This is a genomic window from Actinokineospora xionganensis (genome assembly GCF_014323725.1).
Classification (GTDB): Bacteria; Actinomycetota; Actinomycetes; order Mycobacteriales; family Pseudonocardiaceae; genus Actinokineospora; species Actinokineospora xionganensis.
Map to the genome: position 1 here is coordinate 200,493 of NZ_JABVED010000010.1, position 16,448 is coordinate 216,940.

General features: G+C 68.4%; 16 protein-coding genes and 1 tRNA gene. 6 read left to right on the plus strand and 11 right to left on the minus strand.

Going from position 1 to position 16,448, the window contains the following annotated elements; genetic code table 11:
• Positions 1 to 85: 85 nt before the first annotated feature.
• Entirely contained in the window at positions 86 to 640 is a 555-nt protein-coding gene (locus GPZ80_RS18860; RefSeq protein WP_187221800.1) for a peptidylprolyl isomerase, read from the plus strand.
• Between the two features lie 56 nt (positions 641 to 696).
• On the opposite strand, the gene GPZ80_RS32825 is transcribed toward GPZ80_RS18860, so the two are convergent.
• Complete coding sequence (locus tag GPZ80_RS32825) at positions 697 to 888, minus strand: hypothetical protein (protein ID WP_246477234.1); 192 nt, start codon at positions 886 to 888, stop codon at positions 697 to 699.
• Here GPZ80_RS32825 and GPZ80_RS18865 point away from each other — a divergent pair.
• A complete protein-coding gene (locus tag GPZ80_RS18865; RefSeq protein ID WP_312880431.1) occupies positions 881 to 1,567 on the plus strand; it encodes a rhomboid family intramembrane serine protease in 687 nt (228 codons plus the stop codon). The genes GPZ80_RS32825 and GPZ80_RS18865 overlap by 8 nt on opposite strands.
• Here the strand turns inward: GPZ80_RS18865 and GPZ80_RS32830 are convergent.
• Positions 1,564 to 1,833 (minus strand): PH domain-containing protein, encoded by a 270-nt coding sequence (locus tag GPZ80_RS32830; RefSeq protein ID WP_376771695.1) that lies wholly within the window; start codon positions 1,831 to 1,833, stop codon positions 1,564 to 1,566. The two genes, GPZ80_RS18865 and GPZ80_RS32830, sit on opposite strands and share 4 nt — an antisense overlap.
• Before the next feature lie 225 nt (positions 1,834 to 2,058).
• A complete protein-coding gene (gene crgA / locus GPZ80_RS18875; RefSeq protein WP_187221804.1) occupies positions 2,059 to 2,325 on the minus strand; it encodes a cell division protein CrgA in 267 nt (88 codons plus the stop codon).
• Between the two features lie 171 nt (positions 2,326 to 2,496).
• Here crgA and GPZ80_RS18880 point away from each other — a divergent pair, with 171 nt between their 5' ends.
• Together GPZ80_RS18880 and GPZ80_RS18885 are read left to right on the plus strand one after the other, a co-directional pair.
• Positions 2,497 to 3,369, plus strand: a complete 873-nt coding sequence (locus GPZ80_RS18880) for a class E sortase (RefSeq protein WP_187221806.1) — start codon at positions 2,497 to 2,499, stop codon at positions 3,367 to 3,369.
• Positions 3,369 to 3,524: a hypothetical protein gene (locus tag GPZ80_RS18885; RefSeq protein WP_187221808.1), complete on the plus strand. Its 156-nt coding sequence runs from the start codon at positions 3,369 to 3,371 to the stop codon at positions 3,522 to 3,524. Before GPZ80_RS18880 ends, GPZ80_RS18885 begins: the two co-directional genes overlap by 1 nt.
• On the opposite strand, the gene GPZ80_RS18890 is transcribed toward GPZ80_RS18885, so the two are convergent.
• Positions 3,511 to 4,734: an APC family permease gene (locus GPZ80_RS18890; protein WP_187221810.1), complete on the minus strand. Its 1,224-nt coding sequence runs from the start codon at positions 4,732 to 4,734 to the stop codon at positions 3,511 to 3,513. The genes GPZ80_RS18885 and GPZ80_RS18890 overlap by 14 nt on opposite strands.
• Positions 4,735 to 4,926: 192 nt before the next feature.
• On the opposite strand from GPZ80_RS18890, the gene GPZ80_RS18895 reads away from it, so the two are divergent.
• Positions 4,927 to 5,574 (plus strand): aminodeoxychorismate/anthranilate synthase component II, encoded by a 648-nt coding sequence (locus tag GPZ80_RS18895; protein ID WP_187221812.1) that lies wholly within the window; start codon positions 4,927 to 4,929, stop codon positions 5,572 to 5,574.
• A gap of 410 nt (positions 5,575 to 5,984) precedes the next feature.
• On the opposite strand, the gene pknB is transcribed toward GPZ80_RS18895, so the two are convergent.
• The 7 genes from pknB to GPZ80_RS18930 all read right to left on the minus strand — a co-directional run bounded on the left by pknB (position 5,985) and on the right by GPZ80_RS18930 (position 15,819).
• Positions 5,985 to 7,964, minus strand: coding sequence for a Stk1 family PASTA domain-containing Ser/Thr kinase (pknB, locus tag GPZ80_RS18900; protein ID WP_187221814.1), 1,980 nt, complete (start codon positions 7,962 to 7,964; stop codon positions 5,985 to 5,987).
• A 94-nt stretch (positions 7,965 to 8,058) separates the two neighbouring features.
• Positions 8,059 to 9,507, minus strand: coding sequence for a serine/threonine-protein kinase (locus GPZ80_RS18905; protein WP_187221816.1), 1,449 nt, complete (start codon positions 9,505 to 9,507; stop codon positions 8,059 to 8,061).
• Position 9,508: 1 nt separating this feature from the next.
• On the minus strand, positions 9,509 to 10,999 hold the full coding sequence (locus GPZ80_RS18910; RefSeq protein WP_187221818.1) for a peptidoglycan D,D-transpeptidase FtsI family protein: 1,491 nt from the start codon (positions 10,997 to 10,999) through the stop codon (positions 9,509 to 9,511).
• Positions 10,996 to 12,480, minus strand: coding sequence for an FtsW/RodA/SpoVE family cell cycle protein (locus tag GPZ80_RS18915; protein ID WP_187221820.1), 1,485 nt, complete (start codon positions 12,478 to 12,480; stop codon positions 10,996 to 10,998). Before GPZ80_RS18915 ends, GPZ80_RS18910 begins: the two co-directional genes overlap by 4 nt.
• Positions 12,480 to 13,919 carry a PP2C family protein-serine/threonine phosphatase gene (locus tag GPZ80_RS18920; protein ID WP_187221822.1) on the minus strand — a complete coding sequence of 480 codons (1,440 nt, stop codon included), beginning with the start codon at positions 13,917 to 13,919 and terminating at the stop codon, positions 12,480 to 12,482. The genes GPZ80_RS18915 and GPZ80_RS18920 overlap by 1 nt, the downstream gene beginning before the upstream one ends.
• Positions 13,916 to 14,374, minus strand: coding sequence for an FHA domain-containing protein FhaB/FipA (locus GPZ80_RS18925; RefSeq protein ID WP_091383688.1), 459 nt, complete (start codon positions 14,372 to 14,374; stop codon positions 13,916 to 13,918). The genes GPZ80_RS18920 and GPZ80_RS18925 overlap by 4 nt, the downstream gene beginning before the upstream one ends.
• A 200-nt stretch (positions 14,375 to 14,574) precedes the next feature.
• Entirely contained in the window at positions 14,575 to 15,819 is a 1,245-nt protein-coding gene (locus GPZ80_RS18930) for an FHA domain-containing protein (RefSeq protein WP_187221824.1), read from the minus strand.
• Between the two features lie 138 nt (positions 15,820 to 15,957).
• Between GPZ80_RS18930 and GPZ80_RS18935 the strand changes: the two genes are divergently transcribed.
• A tRNA-Leu gene (locus GPZ80_RS18935) sits at positions 15,958 to 16,040 on the plus strand.
• The last annotated feature ends 408 nt before the right edge of the window (positions 16,041 to 16,448 follow it).

Genomic DNA, 16,448 nt, shown 5'->3' on the forward strand with positions numbered 1-16,448 from the left:
TTCACCTCGTTCATTGTGGGACTGATTCAGACCATCAATCCTGCCCCTTCCCGACAGATCCTGCCGAAGATGGCACGATGGGGCGGTGGCAGACAGCAACGCATCCCTCGTTGGGACGAAGGTGAAGGCCACCCTGCACACCTCGCAGGGTGACATCCGGATCAACCTTTTCCCCGACCACGCACCCAAGACCGTGGCAAACTTCGTCGGATTGGCGGAGGGCACCAAGGACTACTCGCAGAAGAACGCGTCGGGCACCAAGTCCGGACCGTTCTACGACGGCTCGATTTTCCATCGGGTGATCGACGGCTTCATGCTCCAGGGCGGTGACCCGACCGGTACCGGCCGCGGTGGTCCCGGCTACCAGTTCGCCGACGAGTTCCACCCGGAACTGCAGTTCAACAAGCCCTACCTGCTGGCCATGGCCAACTCCGGGGCGAACACGAACGGCTCGCAGTTCTTCGTCACGGTGGGCCCGACCACTTGGTTGAACTTCAAGCACACCATTTTCGGTGAGGTCGCCGATCAGGAGTCCCGCACCGTGGTCGACGCGATCGGCCGGATGGCGACGGGCCCGAACGACAAGCCTCTCGAGGACGTGGTGATCACCAAGGTCACCATCGAGCGCTCCGAGGGCTGAGTGACCACTCCGCCCGAACCGACAGGGACGCAGGCGGGCCTGCCCGCCTGCGTTCGTCACCCCGGCAGACAGACCGGGTTGCGCTGCACGCGCTGCGACCGGCCGGCGTGCCCGGAGTGCCTCGTGGAGGCATCGGTCGGCTTCCAGTGCGTCGACTGCGTCCGGCAGGCGCGCAGCGAGGTCCGGCGGGCCACCACGGTCGCGGGCGCCGAGTTGGCGGACAAGCCGGTTCTCGTGCCCGTGTTCATCGGCGTCAACGTGGCGATGTTCGTCATCACGGTGGCGTTGGCGCGCGACCTCTTCAACAACCAACAGTCAGAGCTGTTCGCGGCGCTGCTGCACTACGCCCCATCGATCGCCGAAGGCGAATGGTGGCGCATCGTCACCAGCGGATTCCTGCACTTCGGTCCTGTCCATGTGCTGGTCAACTGCGTCGCGTTGTGGTTTCTGCGTGACCTGGAGTTGCTCTTGGGCCGGCTCAGGTTCGCGCTGGTCTACTTCCTGTCGATGCTGGGCGGCAGCCTCGCGGTCTACCTGTTCGCCGCCCTGGGGACAAGAACTGCCGGCGCGTCCGGCGCGGTGTACGGAATGCTCGGTGGTTTGTTGGTCGCCGTGATCCGGCTAAAGCGGGACAAGCACGTTCTGATGTCCGTGCTGGGGATCATCGCGCTGAACATCGCCTTCAGCATCACCGTGCCCGGCATCTCGCTGCTCGGGCACCTCGGCGGTCTGTTCGTCGGCGCGGTCGTCACCGCGGGCATGGTCTATGCGCCACCCGCGAAGCGGAAGCCGGTGCAGATCGGGACGGTTGCGGCTGTGATCGTGGTGGTTGCGGCGCTGTTCGTGGTCCGCACACCGCAGGTGAATGACCAGGTGTTCTGCACGAACCCGACCACTCTCGAGTGCTACTACGCGACGCGGCTCTAGGTCCGTAGGCGCAGCAGGGCGTCGGTGACGTCGTAGGGCTCCGCGCCGAGGTCCAGCCTGCCCAGGATCACCAGGGCGGGCTCCTCGGCGTTGTCGGCGTCGATCTCGACGACTTCGCTCTCGCGGCCCAGCCTGCGCGTTCGGGTGACCCGGATGTTGACTTCGCCCCACGACCAGTGCCGTGCGCCGAACAACCCGCGAACGGTCACGCCCGACTGGTCCGCGGCCAGGCGAGGGCGCGCGACGGTGCCGAACAACGACAGCAAGCCCGTGGTGAAAGCCCAGCAGCGCGAGCACGGTCATGACCCAACCCACGCCGACGACGGCGGGCTGGGGCGCCCAACTCACGGGTTCAAGGTTTCGCACGGTTATCCACAGTAGTTATCCACACTGGGGATGACTTACATCCATGTGGTTCAGTCGTGTGGGCTGAATGGATGTATCCCGCCGACACGATGGAGTGAAACGGCAGGACTCTCCGTGGGCGCGGGTCAGCGCCAGCGCATCGTCATCAGCAGGCCGGCGATCATCAGCGCGAATCCGATGGCGAAGTTCCAGTTGCCCAGGTCCGCCATGAACCCGATCTTCTGACCCGCGATGTAGTTCACGACCAGCCACGAGAGGCCGATCAGCATCACTCCGAGCATCACCGCGACGTAAATCGGGTGGGACGGTCCCGCTGACTTGACCTTCACCGGCGTGCGGCGATCGCTCGGCGCGGTGTAGACGTCCTTCTTGCGGACCTTGGACTTAGGCATGCTGTCCTCGCCTGACGTGGAGCGTTGGGTGCGGTTGTTCTAAGGCATGGGCGCAACTCCCGCCGATGCAACACGTTAACGTAGCTGAGGACGTAGCCGAATCACCAGTCGCCAACGTTCTGACTTCGTTAGCGCGAGGGTGGTCGGGCAACACCCGCGAGAGGAGCCCGCGTGAGCACGCTCGACAGCGGCGACAGCCCGGCAGAATCCCCGGTCGGCCCTGGTCAGGGCCCAGATTCGGGAGATTCCGAGCGGGTTCGCTCAGTTGTTCGCGGGCTCGGCGAATTACTCATCACGGCGGGTCTCGTGGTGCTTCTTTTCGTCGTATACGAGGTTTACGTCACCGACCTGGTCTCCGCGGGCAAGCAGCGGGAGGCCACCTCGGCGCTCGAGGACACCTGGAAGGCGGGGCCGCCCGAGGAAGAGCGGGTCGACCACTTCGAGGGCCTGGGCGAGGGCGCGGGCTTCGCGAAGATGTTCGTCCCCGCCCTGGGCAGCGACTACGCGTTCACCATCCTCGAGGGCACCACCGAGAAGACCCTGGAGGTCGGCCCCGGCCACTACCCGGGCACGGCGTACCCGGGGCAGCCCGGCAACTTCGCCGTGGCGGGCCATCGAGTCGGCAAGGGCGCCCCGTTCAACGACATCGACCTGCTCAACTCGTGCGACGCGATCGTGGTCGAGACCCGGTTCAGCTGGTTCGTCTACCGGGTGATGCCGAAAAAGGACGAGGTGGGCCGGTGGGCGGAGAAGGCGGCCGACCCGCGGTGCAAGGGCGTGGCCCCGCTCGGCGCGCCGTATGACGAGGTGGTCGGGCAGGAGATCGTCAGCCCGAGGGACAGCTCGGTCATCGCGCCGGTCCCGCACCGCCCGGGCGCCGAGGGCAGCGTCGGCGAGCAGGTCACGCTGATGACGCTGACGACTTGTCATCCGCGGTTCTCCGACCGCGAGCGCCTCATCGTCCATGCTGTGTTCGTCCAGCACTGGGCGAAGGACCCGGCGCATCCTGAGTTCAGGCCGCCAGAGTTGAAGGAGACCTCCTGATGTACGGGTGGATTTGGCGGCACCTGCCGGGCCCGATGGCGGTCCGCGCGATCACCGCGTGCCTGCTCATCGCCGCAGTGGTGGCGCTGCTGATGTTCGTGGTGTTCCCGTGGATCGAGCCGAAGCTGCCGTTCAACCAGGTCACGACCGAATAGCGAGCCTGGCCAGCAGCCCGGCGGCGAGCACGCCCGCGCCGAGGAGGACCGAGCCGAACGGCAGGGTCAGGGCGAGCACGACACAGCCGACGAATCCGGCGACGTTGAGCCACCGCGGCCACCGTCGTTCGGCCGCGGGCTGGCGGTAGGCGCTCGTGTTGGCGACCGCGTAGTAGACGAGCACGCCGAACGACGAGAACCCGACGACTCCCCGCAGGTCCGCGAGCAGCACCAGCACGCACACGGTGGCGCCGACAGCCACCTCGGCGCGGCGGGGCACTCCGAAGCGGGAGTCCACGGCGGCCAGGAACGGCGGCAGGTCCCGGTTGCGCGCCATCGCCATGGCGGTCCGGCCGATCCCGGTGATCAACGCCAGCAGCGCGCCGAGGCTGGCGGCGGCGGCGCCGATCCGGACGGCGATGGCCAGCCCGGGGTGCCCGGCCACGGTCAGCATGTCGGCCAGCGGCGCACGGGACCCCGCGAGCCGGTCGGGGCCGAGGACGAGCAGCAACGTGACGCCGACCGCGAGGTAGACCACCATCGCGCCGCCGAGGGCACCCAGTATGGCCCGGGGAATGGTCCGGGCAGGTTCCCGCACCTCTTCGCTCAACGTCGCGATCCGCGCGTATCCGGCGAAGGCGAAGAACAGCAGGCCAGCGGCTTGGAGCACGCCGAGGGGTCCGTGGGTGAACCAGTCGCCCGCGGGTTCGGCCGCGGGGAGCGAGAGGGCGACGGCGCCGATCAGCACGACGAAGACGACGCTCAGCAGCAGCTTGGTGAGCAGCGCGGTCCGGGTGATGCCGAAGCAGTTGACCACCGTCAGCACCACGACCGCCGCGGCGGCGATCGGCCGCTCCCATCCCGGCGCCGCGTAGGCGGCGAAGGTGAGCGCCATCGCCGCGCAACTGGCGGTCTTGCCGATGACGAACCCCCACCCGGCGAGGAACCCCCACCACGGCCCGAGGACCTCACGGCCGAACAGGTAGGTGCCCCCGGAAGCCGGGTAGGCCGCGGCGAGCTGCGCGGAGGCGGTGGCGTTGCAGTAGGCGACGAACCCGGCGATGACCAGGGCGAACAGGACCGCCCCACCCGCACTGGCCGCCGCGGGCGCGAACACCGCGAAGACGCCCGCCCCCAACATCGACCCAAGCCCGATGGCGGTCGCGTCGACAGTCCCGAGCCTGCGCGTCAACTGAGTCACGAAGGCCATGCTGTCATGGTCGAGTTATCCCCAACCAAGATCGACATTGACTGAAAATGTCACCCATAGCCTGCGGACACGGCTCAACAGGCCGAAGTGGGCGTATCGCCGGATGCGCGCGGACGGAACGTTGAAGCCTGAGGCCACTGGCGCTGCGGGCTCAGACCAAAATCCGGTCGTGGCGGACGGTAGGTTGTGGGCATGCGTGTACTGGTCGTCGACAACTACGACAGCTTTGTCTACAACCTCGTGCAGTACCTCGCCCAGTTGGGCGCGGAGTGCGAGGTGTGGCGCAACGACGCCGTCGAGCTGGCCGATCCGGATGCGCTCACTGGGTTCGACGCGGTCCTGATCAGTCCCGGGCCGAGCACGCCGGAGCGGGCGGGGCTCAGTGTCGACGTGGTCAAGCGGTGCGTCGAGGCGCGCAAGCCGTTGCTTGGGGTCTGCCTCGGTCATCAGGCCATCGCCATCGCCTACGGCTCGACCGTCGACCGGGCGCCCGAACTGCTGCATGGGAAGACCAGCCAGGTCGTCCACAACGGCGGCGGTGTCCTGGCCGGGCTGCCCCATCCGTTCACCGCGACCCGCTACCACTCGCTGACGGTGGTCCCCGAGACGATCTCCGACGAGTTCGAGGTCACCGGGCGCACCGAGACCGGCATCGTCATGGCGATGCGGCACCGGGAGTTGCCGATCGAGGGTGTGCAGTTCCATCCGGAGTCGGTGCTGACCGACGGCGGGCACCGGATGCTCGCCAACTGGCTGGCGACCGCCGGGTTCGAGGTGCCGCAAGCCCGGGTCGCCGAGTTGGAGCGCGACATGCGCGCGCTCACCCAAGCCCTGGCATAGGAAACGGCCCCTCCGCGAATGGCGGATTCTCGGGGCCCTCGCACACCTGATGGCGGATGCCGCGGTCCCAGTCCTTGGCCGTGCGTTCGTGGACCTCGACCTGCGCCGCGGCATCCCGCCGCCGCACCCCGGCCGCGCGAAGCCTGTCGTACTCCGCACGACCCGGATGCCCGCTCGTGCCCGTCTTCCCACGGCCACGGACACCGGCCTTCCGCGCCCCCCGAACGCGGTTGCACAGTTCACCCCGACCACCCGGGCAGCGCCCGAGAGGCTGCCATTCCCCCGGCCCAGGGCCTCGAAAAACCTCGCCCACAACTCCTCAGAAACCACGATCCCCGCAACACCCTGAAATCCAGGGTGTTGCGGGGACCGCTAGAACTGGCCGAATCGGGAGGGCCGTTTCTCTTGACCTACCGCGACGTCGGGATGCCCACCCCGGGCTTGCGCCCGACCAGCAGGTTCACGGTCGCGTCCTTGTCGAGCTTCTGACCGACGTTCGGGCGCTGGTCGATGATCTTGCCGACCTTGTCCTCGTCGTTGGTCAGCGTCTCGTTGACGTTGAGCGTGCCGGTCCAGCCCAAGGCCTTGAGGATCTGGTCGGCCTCGGTCGGCGTCTTGCCCTCCAGGTCCGGCATCTCGATCGAGACCTGGTCGCCGTTGGACACCTCAAGGGTGACGGTCGACCCGGGCTTCAACTTGCCGGTCTTCGGCGACTGGTCGACGACCGTGCCCGCGGGCTTGTCGGACGAGACGTCCTTGCGCTGCGGCTTGAAGCCCAGCTTCGTCAGGTTCGCCGCCGCGTTGTCGTAGTCCTGGCCGATCAGGTTCGGCACCTCGACGGCCTCCGGCGCCTTGCCGATCGTCAGCTTGACCTGGGTGCCGACGTTGACGCTCTGGCCACCGCTCGGGGTCTGGTCGGTGACCTTGCCGACCAGGGCCGGGTCGTCCGTCGAAGCCTCTTCGACGCCGGAGACCTGCAGTTGGAGCTTCTGCAGTTCGGCTGTGGCCTCGTCCTTGGTCTTGCCGCTCAGGTCGGGCACCGTGACCTTGCCGGGGCTGCCGCCCACCCGGAGCATCACCATGTCGCCCTTGCGGACCGTGGCACCGGCGGTGGGATCGGTCCCGATCACCTTGCCGATGCTGTCCGGGCCGCAGGCGGGCGTGCCGTCCGGCGCGGGCTGGCAGGGCACGACCGTGCGGTTGGTCTTCAGACCCTTCTCGGTGAGGGTCTGGACCGCCTGTGACTCGATCTGGTTGGTGACGTCGGGCATGGTGAACGTCTCCGCCCCGGCGGGTGGTCCGTTCTTCTCCGACATCAGCCAGAAGATCAGCCCGGCGAGTCCGGCGACGAGCAGGCCGACCAGGATGATCATCCAGGTCTTGCGCTGCTTGCGTCTGCGGTCTTCCTCGTCGTCGGCGAACCGGTCGTAGTCGTCGTAGTCGTCGGAGAGGGCCTCCGGGCGGTGGCGGCCGCGGGTGTCGGACTGGCGGGTCGCGCCGAGGACGGCGGTGCGGTCCTCTTCGGTCATCACCATCGGCGCCGACGGCCGCTGGCCGGACAGCACCCGGACGATGTCCGTGCGCATCTCGGCAGCCGACTGGTAGCGGTTGGCCGGGCCCTTGGACATCGCCTTGAGGACGATCGCGTCGAGCTGCGGGCTGACCCTCGGGTTGACCTGCGACGGCGACCGCGGGTCTTCGCGCACGTGCTGGTAGGCCACCGCGACCGGTGAGTCGCCGGTGAAGGGCGGCTCACCGGTGAGCAGCTCGAACAGCACACAGCCCGCGGCGTAGACATCGCTGCGGGCGTCGACCGACTCACCGCGCGCCTGTTCCGGGGACAGGTACTGGGCGGTGCCGATCACCGCGGCGGTCTGGGTGACCGCGACCTGGCCGTCGGCGACCGCGCGGGCGATGCCGAAGTCCATCACCTTGACCGCGCCCGACTTGGTGATCATCGCGTTGGCCGGCTTGACGTCGCGGTGCACGATGCCGTGGCGGTGGCTGAAGTCGAGCGCCGCGCAGACGTCGGCCATGATCTCCATCGCCCGCTGGCCCGACAGCGGGCCCTCGGTCTTGACGATGTCGCGCAGGGTGCGTCCGTCGACGTACTCCATGACGATGTAGGGGAGAGGACCGGTTTCGATCCTGGTCTCGCCGGTGTCATACACGGCGACGATCGCGGGGTGGTTCAGCGCGGCGGCGTTCTGCGCCTCGCGGCGGAACCGCTCCTGGAACTGCGGGTCCCTGGCCAGGTCCGCGCGCAGCACCTTCACGGCGACCTCGCGTCCCAGTCGGACGTCCCGGCCGCGGTGGACCTCGGACATGCCGCCGTACCCGAGAGTCTCGCCGATCTCGTAGCGGTTGGAGAGCAGTCGCGGTGTGGTCATCGGTGCGTCGTCCCGCTCCTAGTCAATTCCTGTCCCATCATGCCTGCTGTCTGCCTCCGAGCCGGCTGTTCGCGGTCTGGCTCGTTCATCCTGCTCACCCCGGTGGAGTCTCCTGCGGCCGGCACACGATTGTGATGTGGTCGCCGCGTTGAAGTTTTCCGATCGGCGTGATCTCCGTCACCGCGCAGGCCGCTGGGTCTTCCGGCGGGACATCCGACTCGGTGACCACGGTCGACCGAAGGCCGTCGCGCTCCAGTTCAGCGGCGACGTCCGAGGCAGGCCTGCGGAGGTACCGAGTCGGAATGACCGTCACGATCTCACTTTCGGTACCCGCCTCGGACGGTTTCGGTGAGATCGACGTAGGACTGCTACCTGGCCGGCCACCGGATTGCTCGCCGGTGGTCTCGGCGGTCTTGGTTTTGCCGCCGCCGGTCTCGTTCCGGCGTTCGTTCGAACCGTCCGATGCGAAGAGCGCGGGCAGCAGGAACGCGAGGGCGGCGATGAGCGCGACGGCGAGGACCACGATGGTGATCCACAGGCCGGTCCGGCTCTCCCGCATCGGCTGGCGCGGCGGGATGCGCATCGGAAACGCCCCCGACGGAGGCCCCGGCGGTCGGACGGGCGCCATGCCGGGATGCGTTCCGGGACCGCTCGGCGGACCCATCCGGTGCGCGGCCATCGCCAGACCGGACGGCGCGGGCAGTGGGTGACCAGCGCGCACGGCGGCGACGGCGTTGGCGAACTCGCCGCCGTTGCTGTAGCGCTGCCTCGGGTCTTTCACCAGCGTCGCCTCGATGACGGCGCGGGTGCCCGGGGGGACGTCCGGCGGCAGCGGCGGCGGCATGTCGCGGATGTGCATCATCGCGACCGTCACCGCGTTCTCCGACAGGAACGGCCTGCGCCCGGTGAGGCACTCGTAGCCGACCACGGCCAGCGAGTACACGTCGCTGGCGGGCTCGGCCTCGTGTCCTAAAGCCTGCTCGGGGGCGATGTAGTGGGCGGTGCCCATGACCATCCCCGACCGGGTGACCGGAGCCGCGTCGGCGGCCTTGGCGATGCCGAAGTCGGTCAGCTTCACGGTGCCGGTCGGCGTGATCAGGATGTTGCCCGGCTTCACATCGCGGTGGACGTACCCGCGCTCGTGGGCCGCCTGCAGCGCCTGACCAGCCTGTTCGAGGATGTCGAGCGTCCGCTCGGCGCCGATCCGGCCCTCCTTGGCGAGGATCGCGGCCAGCGGGTCGCCCTCGACGAGTTCCATCACCAGGTACGCGGTGTCCTGCGGGCCGTCGACTATCGCCGCCGTCTCGCCGTAGTCGTGCACCGCGGCGATACCCGGGTGGTTGATCGACGCGGTGGTCCGGGCCTCGGTGCGGAAGCGGTGCAGGAACTCGGCGTCGCCGGAGAGCTCCGGCTTGAGCACCTTGACCGCGACCTTGCGGTCGAGCCGGGTGTCGGCGGCCTCCCAGACCTCGCCCATGCCGCCGACCGCGATGCGGCTGCTGAGCCGATAGCGGTCGGCGAGGAGTAGGCCGGAGGTCAGCACGTCAGCTCCCCCCGGCGAGGAACGCGTTGATCGTCGCGCGGCCCACGGCCGCCGAGAGCTTGCCGCCGGTCGCCGCGACGTCGCGGCTCTCGACGAGCACCGCCACGGCGATCTTCGGGTCGTCGGCCGGGGCGAACGCCACGTACCAGGCGAACGGCGGGGTGTTCTTCGGGTCGTTGCCGGTCTCGGCGGTGCCGGTCTTCGACGCGATGGTCAGCCCGTTGGTCTTGCCGTCGCCGCCGGTCTTCGCCTCGGAGGCGACCATCATGTCGCGCAACTGGTCGGCGCTGGAGCGCGACATCGCGCGGCCGAGGCTGTCCTCGTCGAGCTTGGCGATCTCCGAGAGGTCCGGGGCCAGCACCGACTTCACCAGCTGCGGCTTCATCCGCTCGCCGCCGTTGGCGATGGCGGCCACGATCTGCGCGTTCTGCAGCGGGGTGAGCCGGACGTCGCGCTGGCCGATGCCGCTCTGGTAGAGCGCGTTGGAGTCGCTGATCGTCATGCACTGCTCGGTGCCGGGACCGATGCACGACTGCGTCACCTTCATCGGGACGCGCAGGTCGTTCTCGCCGATGCCGAACTTCGCGGCCTGCTCGGACAGCTTGTCGTCCAGGTCGTGGGCGAGTTGGGCGAACGCGGTGTTGCACGACAGCGACAGGGCGGTCTCCATGGTGACCGTCGTCTGGCTGCCGTTGCAGAAGCCGCGGTTGTAGTTGCGCAGCTCGGAGCCGCCCACGCCGATCCGGTCGGTCGCGGTGACCTGGTCGTCCTTGGTCTTGCCGTCCTCGAGCGCGGCTGCGGCGACAACCAGCTTGAACGTCGAGCCGGGCGCGTAGGTCTCGGCGATCGCCCGGTTGAGCATGGGCTTGCGCTTGTCCGCGTTGTACTCCCGCCACGCCTTCTCCTGCGCGGCGCCGTTGTGCGCCGAGAGCGGGTTCGGGTCATAGGACGGGGTGCTGACCATCGCGAGGATCTCGCCGGTCTTCGGGTTCAGCGCGACCACGGAGCCCGCGAAGCCCTGCTTCTCCATCGCCTGGTACGCGGCGAGCTGGGTGGCCGGGTTGATCGTCAGCTCGATGTTGCCGCCGCGCGGGTCGCGGCCGGTGATCAGGTCCGAGAGCCTGCGCACGAACAGCCGGTCGTCGGAGCCGTTGAGGATCTCGTCCTCGGCCCGCTCCAGCCCGCCCGCGCCGTAGCGCGTCGAGTAGAACCCGGTGACCGGCGCGTACAGCGGGCCGTTCTCGTACACCCGCAGGTACCGCAGCCGGTTGTTCGTCGGCTGGACCTTGGCGATCACCTGGATCTGGTTGTTGGACGAGCGGGCGAGGATCTTGCCGCGCTCGCGCGAGTACTCCTCCAGCAGGACCCGCTGGTTGCGCGAGTCCTTGCGGTAGTCGTCGGCCTTGATGATCTGGATGTAGGTGGCGTTGGCCAGCAGCAGCACGATCATGCAGAGCATTGCCAGGCCGACTCGGCGCAGCGGTGTGTTCATGTCGCCTGCTCCGTCGGGGGTCGTTGCACCATCACGGTGCGGTCCTCGGCGATCGGCACCTGCGCCACCGGACGGGGCCGCACACCGGTCTGCGGGCGGCGCGCGGCGTCGGAGATCCGCAGCAGCAGCGCGACCAGAACGTAGTTGGCCAGCAGCGACGACCCGCCGTAGGAGAGGAAGGGCGCGGTGATGCCGGTCATCGGGATCAGCTTGGTGACTCCGCCGACGACCACGAAAACCTGCATGACGAGCAGGAACGACAGTCCGCCGCCGAGCAGCTTGCCGAAGGTGTCGCGCACGGCCAGCGCGCTGCGCATGCCGCGCATCGCGAGCAGCGTGTAGACCATCAGCAGCGCGGCCAGGCCGATGAAGCCCAGCTCCTCGCCGATCGCGGCGGCGATGAAGTCGGTGTTCGCCAGCGGCACCAGCTCCGGGCGGCCCGCGCCGAGCCCCGTGCCGCCGACGCCGCCGGTGCCGAGACCGAACAGCGCCTGCGCGATCTGGTAGCCGCCGCCCGCGTCGGCGTAGGTGCTCAGCGGGTCGAACCAGTTGGCGACTCGCTGCTGGACGTGGGTGAAGAGCTGGTAGGCGACGAAGCAGCCGCCGACGAACAGCGTCAGCCCGACCACGACCCAGATGCCGCGCTCGGTGGCGACGTAGAGCATCACCAGGATCGTGCCGAAGAACAGCAGGGACGTGCCGAGGTCCTTCTGGAACACCAAGACCGCGAGCGAGACGCCCCAGGCGAACAGGATCGGCCCGAGGTCGCGCGCCCGCGGCAGGTCGACACCGAGAAACCGGCGTCCGGCGACCATGAACAGGTCGCGTTTGGACACCAGGAACGCGGCGAAGAAGATCAATAAGAGGATCTTGGCGAACTCACCCGGTTGGATGGAGAACGGACCGAACCGCAGCCAGATCTTCGCGCCGTTGATCGTCGGCGCGATCACGTTCGGCAGGAACGCGGGCAGCGCCAGCAGGAACAGGCCTGCGAGGCCGAACGTGTAGTTGTACTTCGTCAGCGTCCGGTGGTCCTTGATCACGATAAGCACCGCGAGGAAGAGCACCAGCGCGAGCGCGGTCCACAGGATCTGCTTCGGGACGTCGTTGTTGATCTCCCCGCCCGTCCGCAGCGCCCTCTCGGCCAGCGCGAGGTCGATCCGGTAGATCATGACCAGACCCAGGCCGTTGAGCAGCGCCACACACGGCAGGATCAAGGGGTCGGCATAGGGGGCGTACTTGCGCACCGCCCAGTGCGCGGCACCGAACAGGGCCAGGAACGCCAGCCCGTACCAGACGATGCGCAGCGTGAGCTGCTCCTCCTGGTTGGCCTCGACGAGCATGAGCGCCGCGGAGACGACGAACGCGGCGAACCCGAGCAACAGCAGCTCGGTTCCCCGGCGCGTCGGCGCCGCACCGTCGGGCCCGACGGTGCTCAGCCCGGCCGCCGGACCAACCGCGCCCTGGACCGGTGATCCCATCAGCCGCCGCCCTTGTCCTCGTCGCGCGGCTTGCGGCAGTTCACACCCGGTTCCGGGGTGACTTGACCAGCGCTGGGACCAGCGGTCGTCGTGGTGGGCGGAGCGATGTTCGAGGTGGCCACATTCGGCACGGACGTCGCGTCCGTCGGCTGGCCGGGCTGCGTGGCCGTCGGCGGAGCCGGGGTGGTCGTGGTCTTCGCCAGGTCGGCGCAGTCGGGCAGGCCGAACTTGCTGCGCAGCTCGCGGACGAACTCGCGCGCCCCGACGATGTTGTCGAACGTGATGCTGCCCGAGCGGACCTCGTCCTTGCCGAACTGCTCCAGGTCGTCGACGTAGAACTTGTCGCACGTCGCCGCCGTGGCCGGGTCGCACGAGCCCTCGCGCTGGCTGTTGAGCGACAACCCCAGGACGCTGCCGCGCACACCCTGGAAGATCGCGATCTCGCCGTTCTCGCCCTCACCGACGAAGTACTGGTTGTTGACCCACAGCCGGGCCGCGATGGCGCCCGCGGCGAGCAGCAGCAGCACCAGCAGGCTGGCCAGGATCAGCCGCACGCGCTTGCGGCGCTTGATCCTCGGGTCCGGGGGCTCCGGCGGAGCCTCCACCCGGGGCAGCCTCGGCGCGGTGATCGTGGCCGCGCGCGACGCGGGGGAGTCGCCAGGCGGCATCTCGTCCATGCCGTTGCCCGCTGCGCCACCCACGATCGGGTTGTTGTCGCCGTAGTCGACGTCGATGACGTCGGCGATGATCACTGTCACGTTGTCCGGGCCACCGCCCTTGAGCGCGAGCTCGATCATCCGGTCCGCGCACATCTGCGGATCCGGGATCTCGATGGCCTCGCTCATGGTCTCGTGGCTCACCGGGCCCGACAGACCGTCGGAACACAGCAGGTAGCGGTCGCCCGCCCGCGCCTCGCGCACCGTCAGGCTCGGCTCGACCTCATGGCCGGTCAGCGCCTTGAGCAGCAGCGAACGCTGGGGGTGGGTGGCGGCCTCGTCCTCGGTGATCCGGCCCTCATCGATCAGCGACTGGACGAACGTGTCGTCATGCGTGATCTGCGTGAACTGGCCGTTGCGCCGCAGGTAGACCCGCGAATCGCCGACATGGACCAAGCCGATGCGGTTACCCGCGAAGAGGATCGCCGACAGGGTGGTGCCCATGCCGTCGAGATCCGGGTCGCCCGCGACCAACTCGGCGATGGCGCCATTGCCCGCCAGCGTCGCCTCACGCAGCTGGCCGAGAAGGTCGTCCCCCGGCTCGTCGTCGTCGAGGGGCGCGAGCGCGGCGATGACGACCTTGCTGGCCACCTCGCCCGCCACATGGCCACCCATTCCATCGGCCAGGGAAAGCAAGCGGGGACCCGCGTACACGGAGTCCTGGTTGTTGGAACGAACCAGGCCTCGGTCGCTTCGGGCCGCGTAACGAAGAACAAGGGTCATGAGCGCAGCTCGATCACCGTTTTGCCGATACGGATCGGGACACCAAGTGGCACCCGGAGGGGTGCGGTGACCTTAGCCCGGTCGAGGTACGTCCCATTCGTCGAGCCCAGGTCTTCCACGTACCAGTCCGTTCCGCGCATCGACAGCCTGGCATGCCGGGTCGAGGCGTAGTCATCGTCAAGAACCAACGTCGAATCATCGGCCCGGCCGATCATGATCGGCCTGCCGTCCAGCGAGATCCGGGTGCCGGACAGCGCGCCGTGGGTCACCACGAGCTGCCGAGGCGCCTTACCGCGCACCTTGCCCGCCGCGGACCGGCGGAAACCGGGGACCGCGACCCGCAGCCCGGAGGCCGCGTAAAGATCGGAGCGGACCACCCGAAGCGCGGCCAGCACGAACAGCCAGAGCAGGGCGAGGAACCCTGCCCTGGTCAGCTGCATAACCAACTCTGGCACTTGTTGTGACCGCTCCCGCTTCTGCCGCGTCCGACCTCGTCCGCGAATCCCGCAAACCTCACAGCCCCCGGATGGGACCGCTGTGGATCGCAATGAGGACTGCCCGGGGGATTAAACCCTGGACAGCCCTCAGGACGTCCGGTCGACCTCGAACGTTGCTTGCCCCGACCCGACTCTTATCCGACCGGCGAGTCGACCGCTCAGCCCTGCGTGCGGAACACCAGCGACGAATGGCCGATTCGGACCACGTCGCCATCCGCCAACTGCCAGGTCTGCACGGGCGTGCCGTTGACCGTGGTGCCATTCGTGGAACCGAGGTCGGCGAGCGTGGCGCTCTGACCATCCCAGGTGATCTCCAGATGACGGCGGGACACGCCCGTGTCCGGCAGCCGGAAATCCGCGTCCTGACCGCGACCCACCACATTGCCGCCCTGCTTGAGGGCGTAATTGCGGTTGGAGCCGTCATCGAGCTGAAGGCTCGCGGACAGCGTGCGCGGGCCGGTCTGCACCGCGGGCGGGGCGTACCCCTGCTGCGCGTACGGGTCCTGCCCATAGCCCTGGGGCTGCGCCTGGCCGTAACCCTGGTCGTAGCCCGCCTGCTGGCCGTAGCCCGCCTGCTGCCCGTAACCCTGGTCGTAGCCCGCGCCCTGCTGCTGGCCATAGCCCTGGTCGTAACCTGCCTGCTGGCCATAGCCGGCCTGCTGCCCGTAACCCTGGTCGTAGCCCGCACCTTGCTGCTGGCCATAGCCCTGGTCGTAGCCCGCGCCCTGCTGCTGGCCATAGCCCTGGTCGTAGCCCGCGCCGCCTTGCGGCTGCTGGCCATAACCCTGGGCGTAGTTGGGATCATTGCCGTATTGGCCCTNGCCTTGCGGCTGCTGGCCATAACCCTGGGCGTAGTTGGGATCATTGCCGTATTGGCCCTGGCCGTACCCGTACTGCTGCTGTCCGTACGGGTCGCCCTCGGGCGGCTGGCCGTAGCCGGGAGGCTGGCTCATGGATGGGTCTCCTGCGTTGCGGGGTTGTGCCTGCTGTCTGCCTGCCTGATGGCCTGCACCACTGACATGAGGCTTCACATCAGGGTCGACGGCTGAGCGGGTTCGGAACTGTCCGGTGTGCAGTGCTTCGGAGCGCTCCAGGGAGACTACGACGTCACCATAGGTGTCCCAACCGTGCTCGGCGAGATGTTCCGCCACACAGTCCGCCAACAGCGACTTCATGCGGTCTTCATCGCCCGCGAAATTCTGGTGGTCGGCCGGCCCCAGCTGCACCACATAGTGGTTCGGCGCCAGAAGCCTGCCACCCGCCAACTCGCGGACGTTGTCCTCGCCTTCACGCTGCAGCGCCTGTGCCACTTCCTGGGGCACCACGTTGCCACCGAAGACACGCGCGAAGGTGTTGCCAACGACATCCTCGAGCTTGCGGTTAAGACGCTGTCCGATGCCCATGACCCTCCTTCCCGTGCGTGCTCCTGCTGCGATCGTATCCGGGTGCGCCCGCCAGGACACGGGTATGTGCCAACCCGGTTCTGAGTGCGTGCTAGGCTTCCGCACGTTCCCAGAGACGAAGTCCCTGGGGATCCACTCGGGCGAGTGGCGGAATGGCAGACGCGCACGGTTCAGGTCCGTGTGTCCGAAAGGACGTGGGGGTTCAACTCCCCCCTCGCCCACGCAAATGGACGGCGAGTGCTCGCGGAGAGCGCTCGCCGTTTTTGCGTGTCAGTGCCATTCCGGGGGGCGACCCCCCGGACCCCCACGGTGCGATCGGTGACCATTCCAGCTCTGCCGGATCAGTGTGGCTCGCGCTGCGCGCATCGGGTGTGTAACCAATAGGCATGTCGCCCACGGTGCGATCAGCACGCCTGACCCGGCGTGGCTCGGCGCTACGCGCCTTCGAGGTGTGTAACCAATTGCGTGGTCGCCCACGGTGCGATCGGTGGCCATTCCAGCCCTGCCGGACCACCAGCGTGGGCTCGCGCTGCGCGCTTCGGAGTATGTAACCAATCGCTGGGTCGCCCACGGTGCGATCGGTGGCCATTCCAGCCCTGCCGGACCACCAGCGTGGGCTCGCGCTGCGC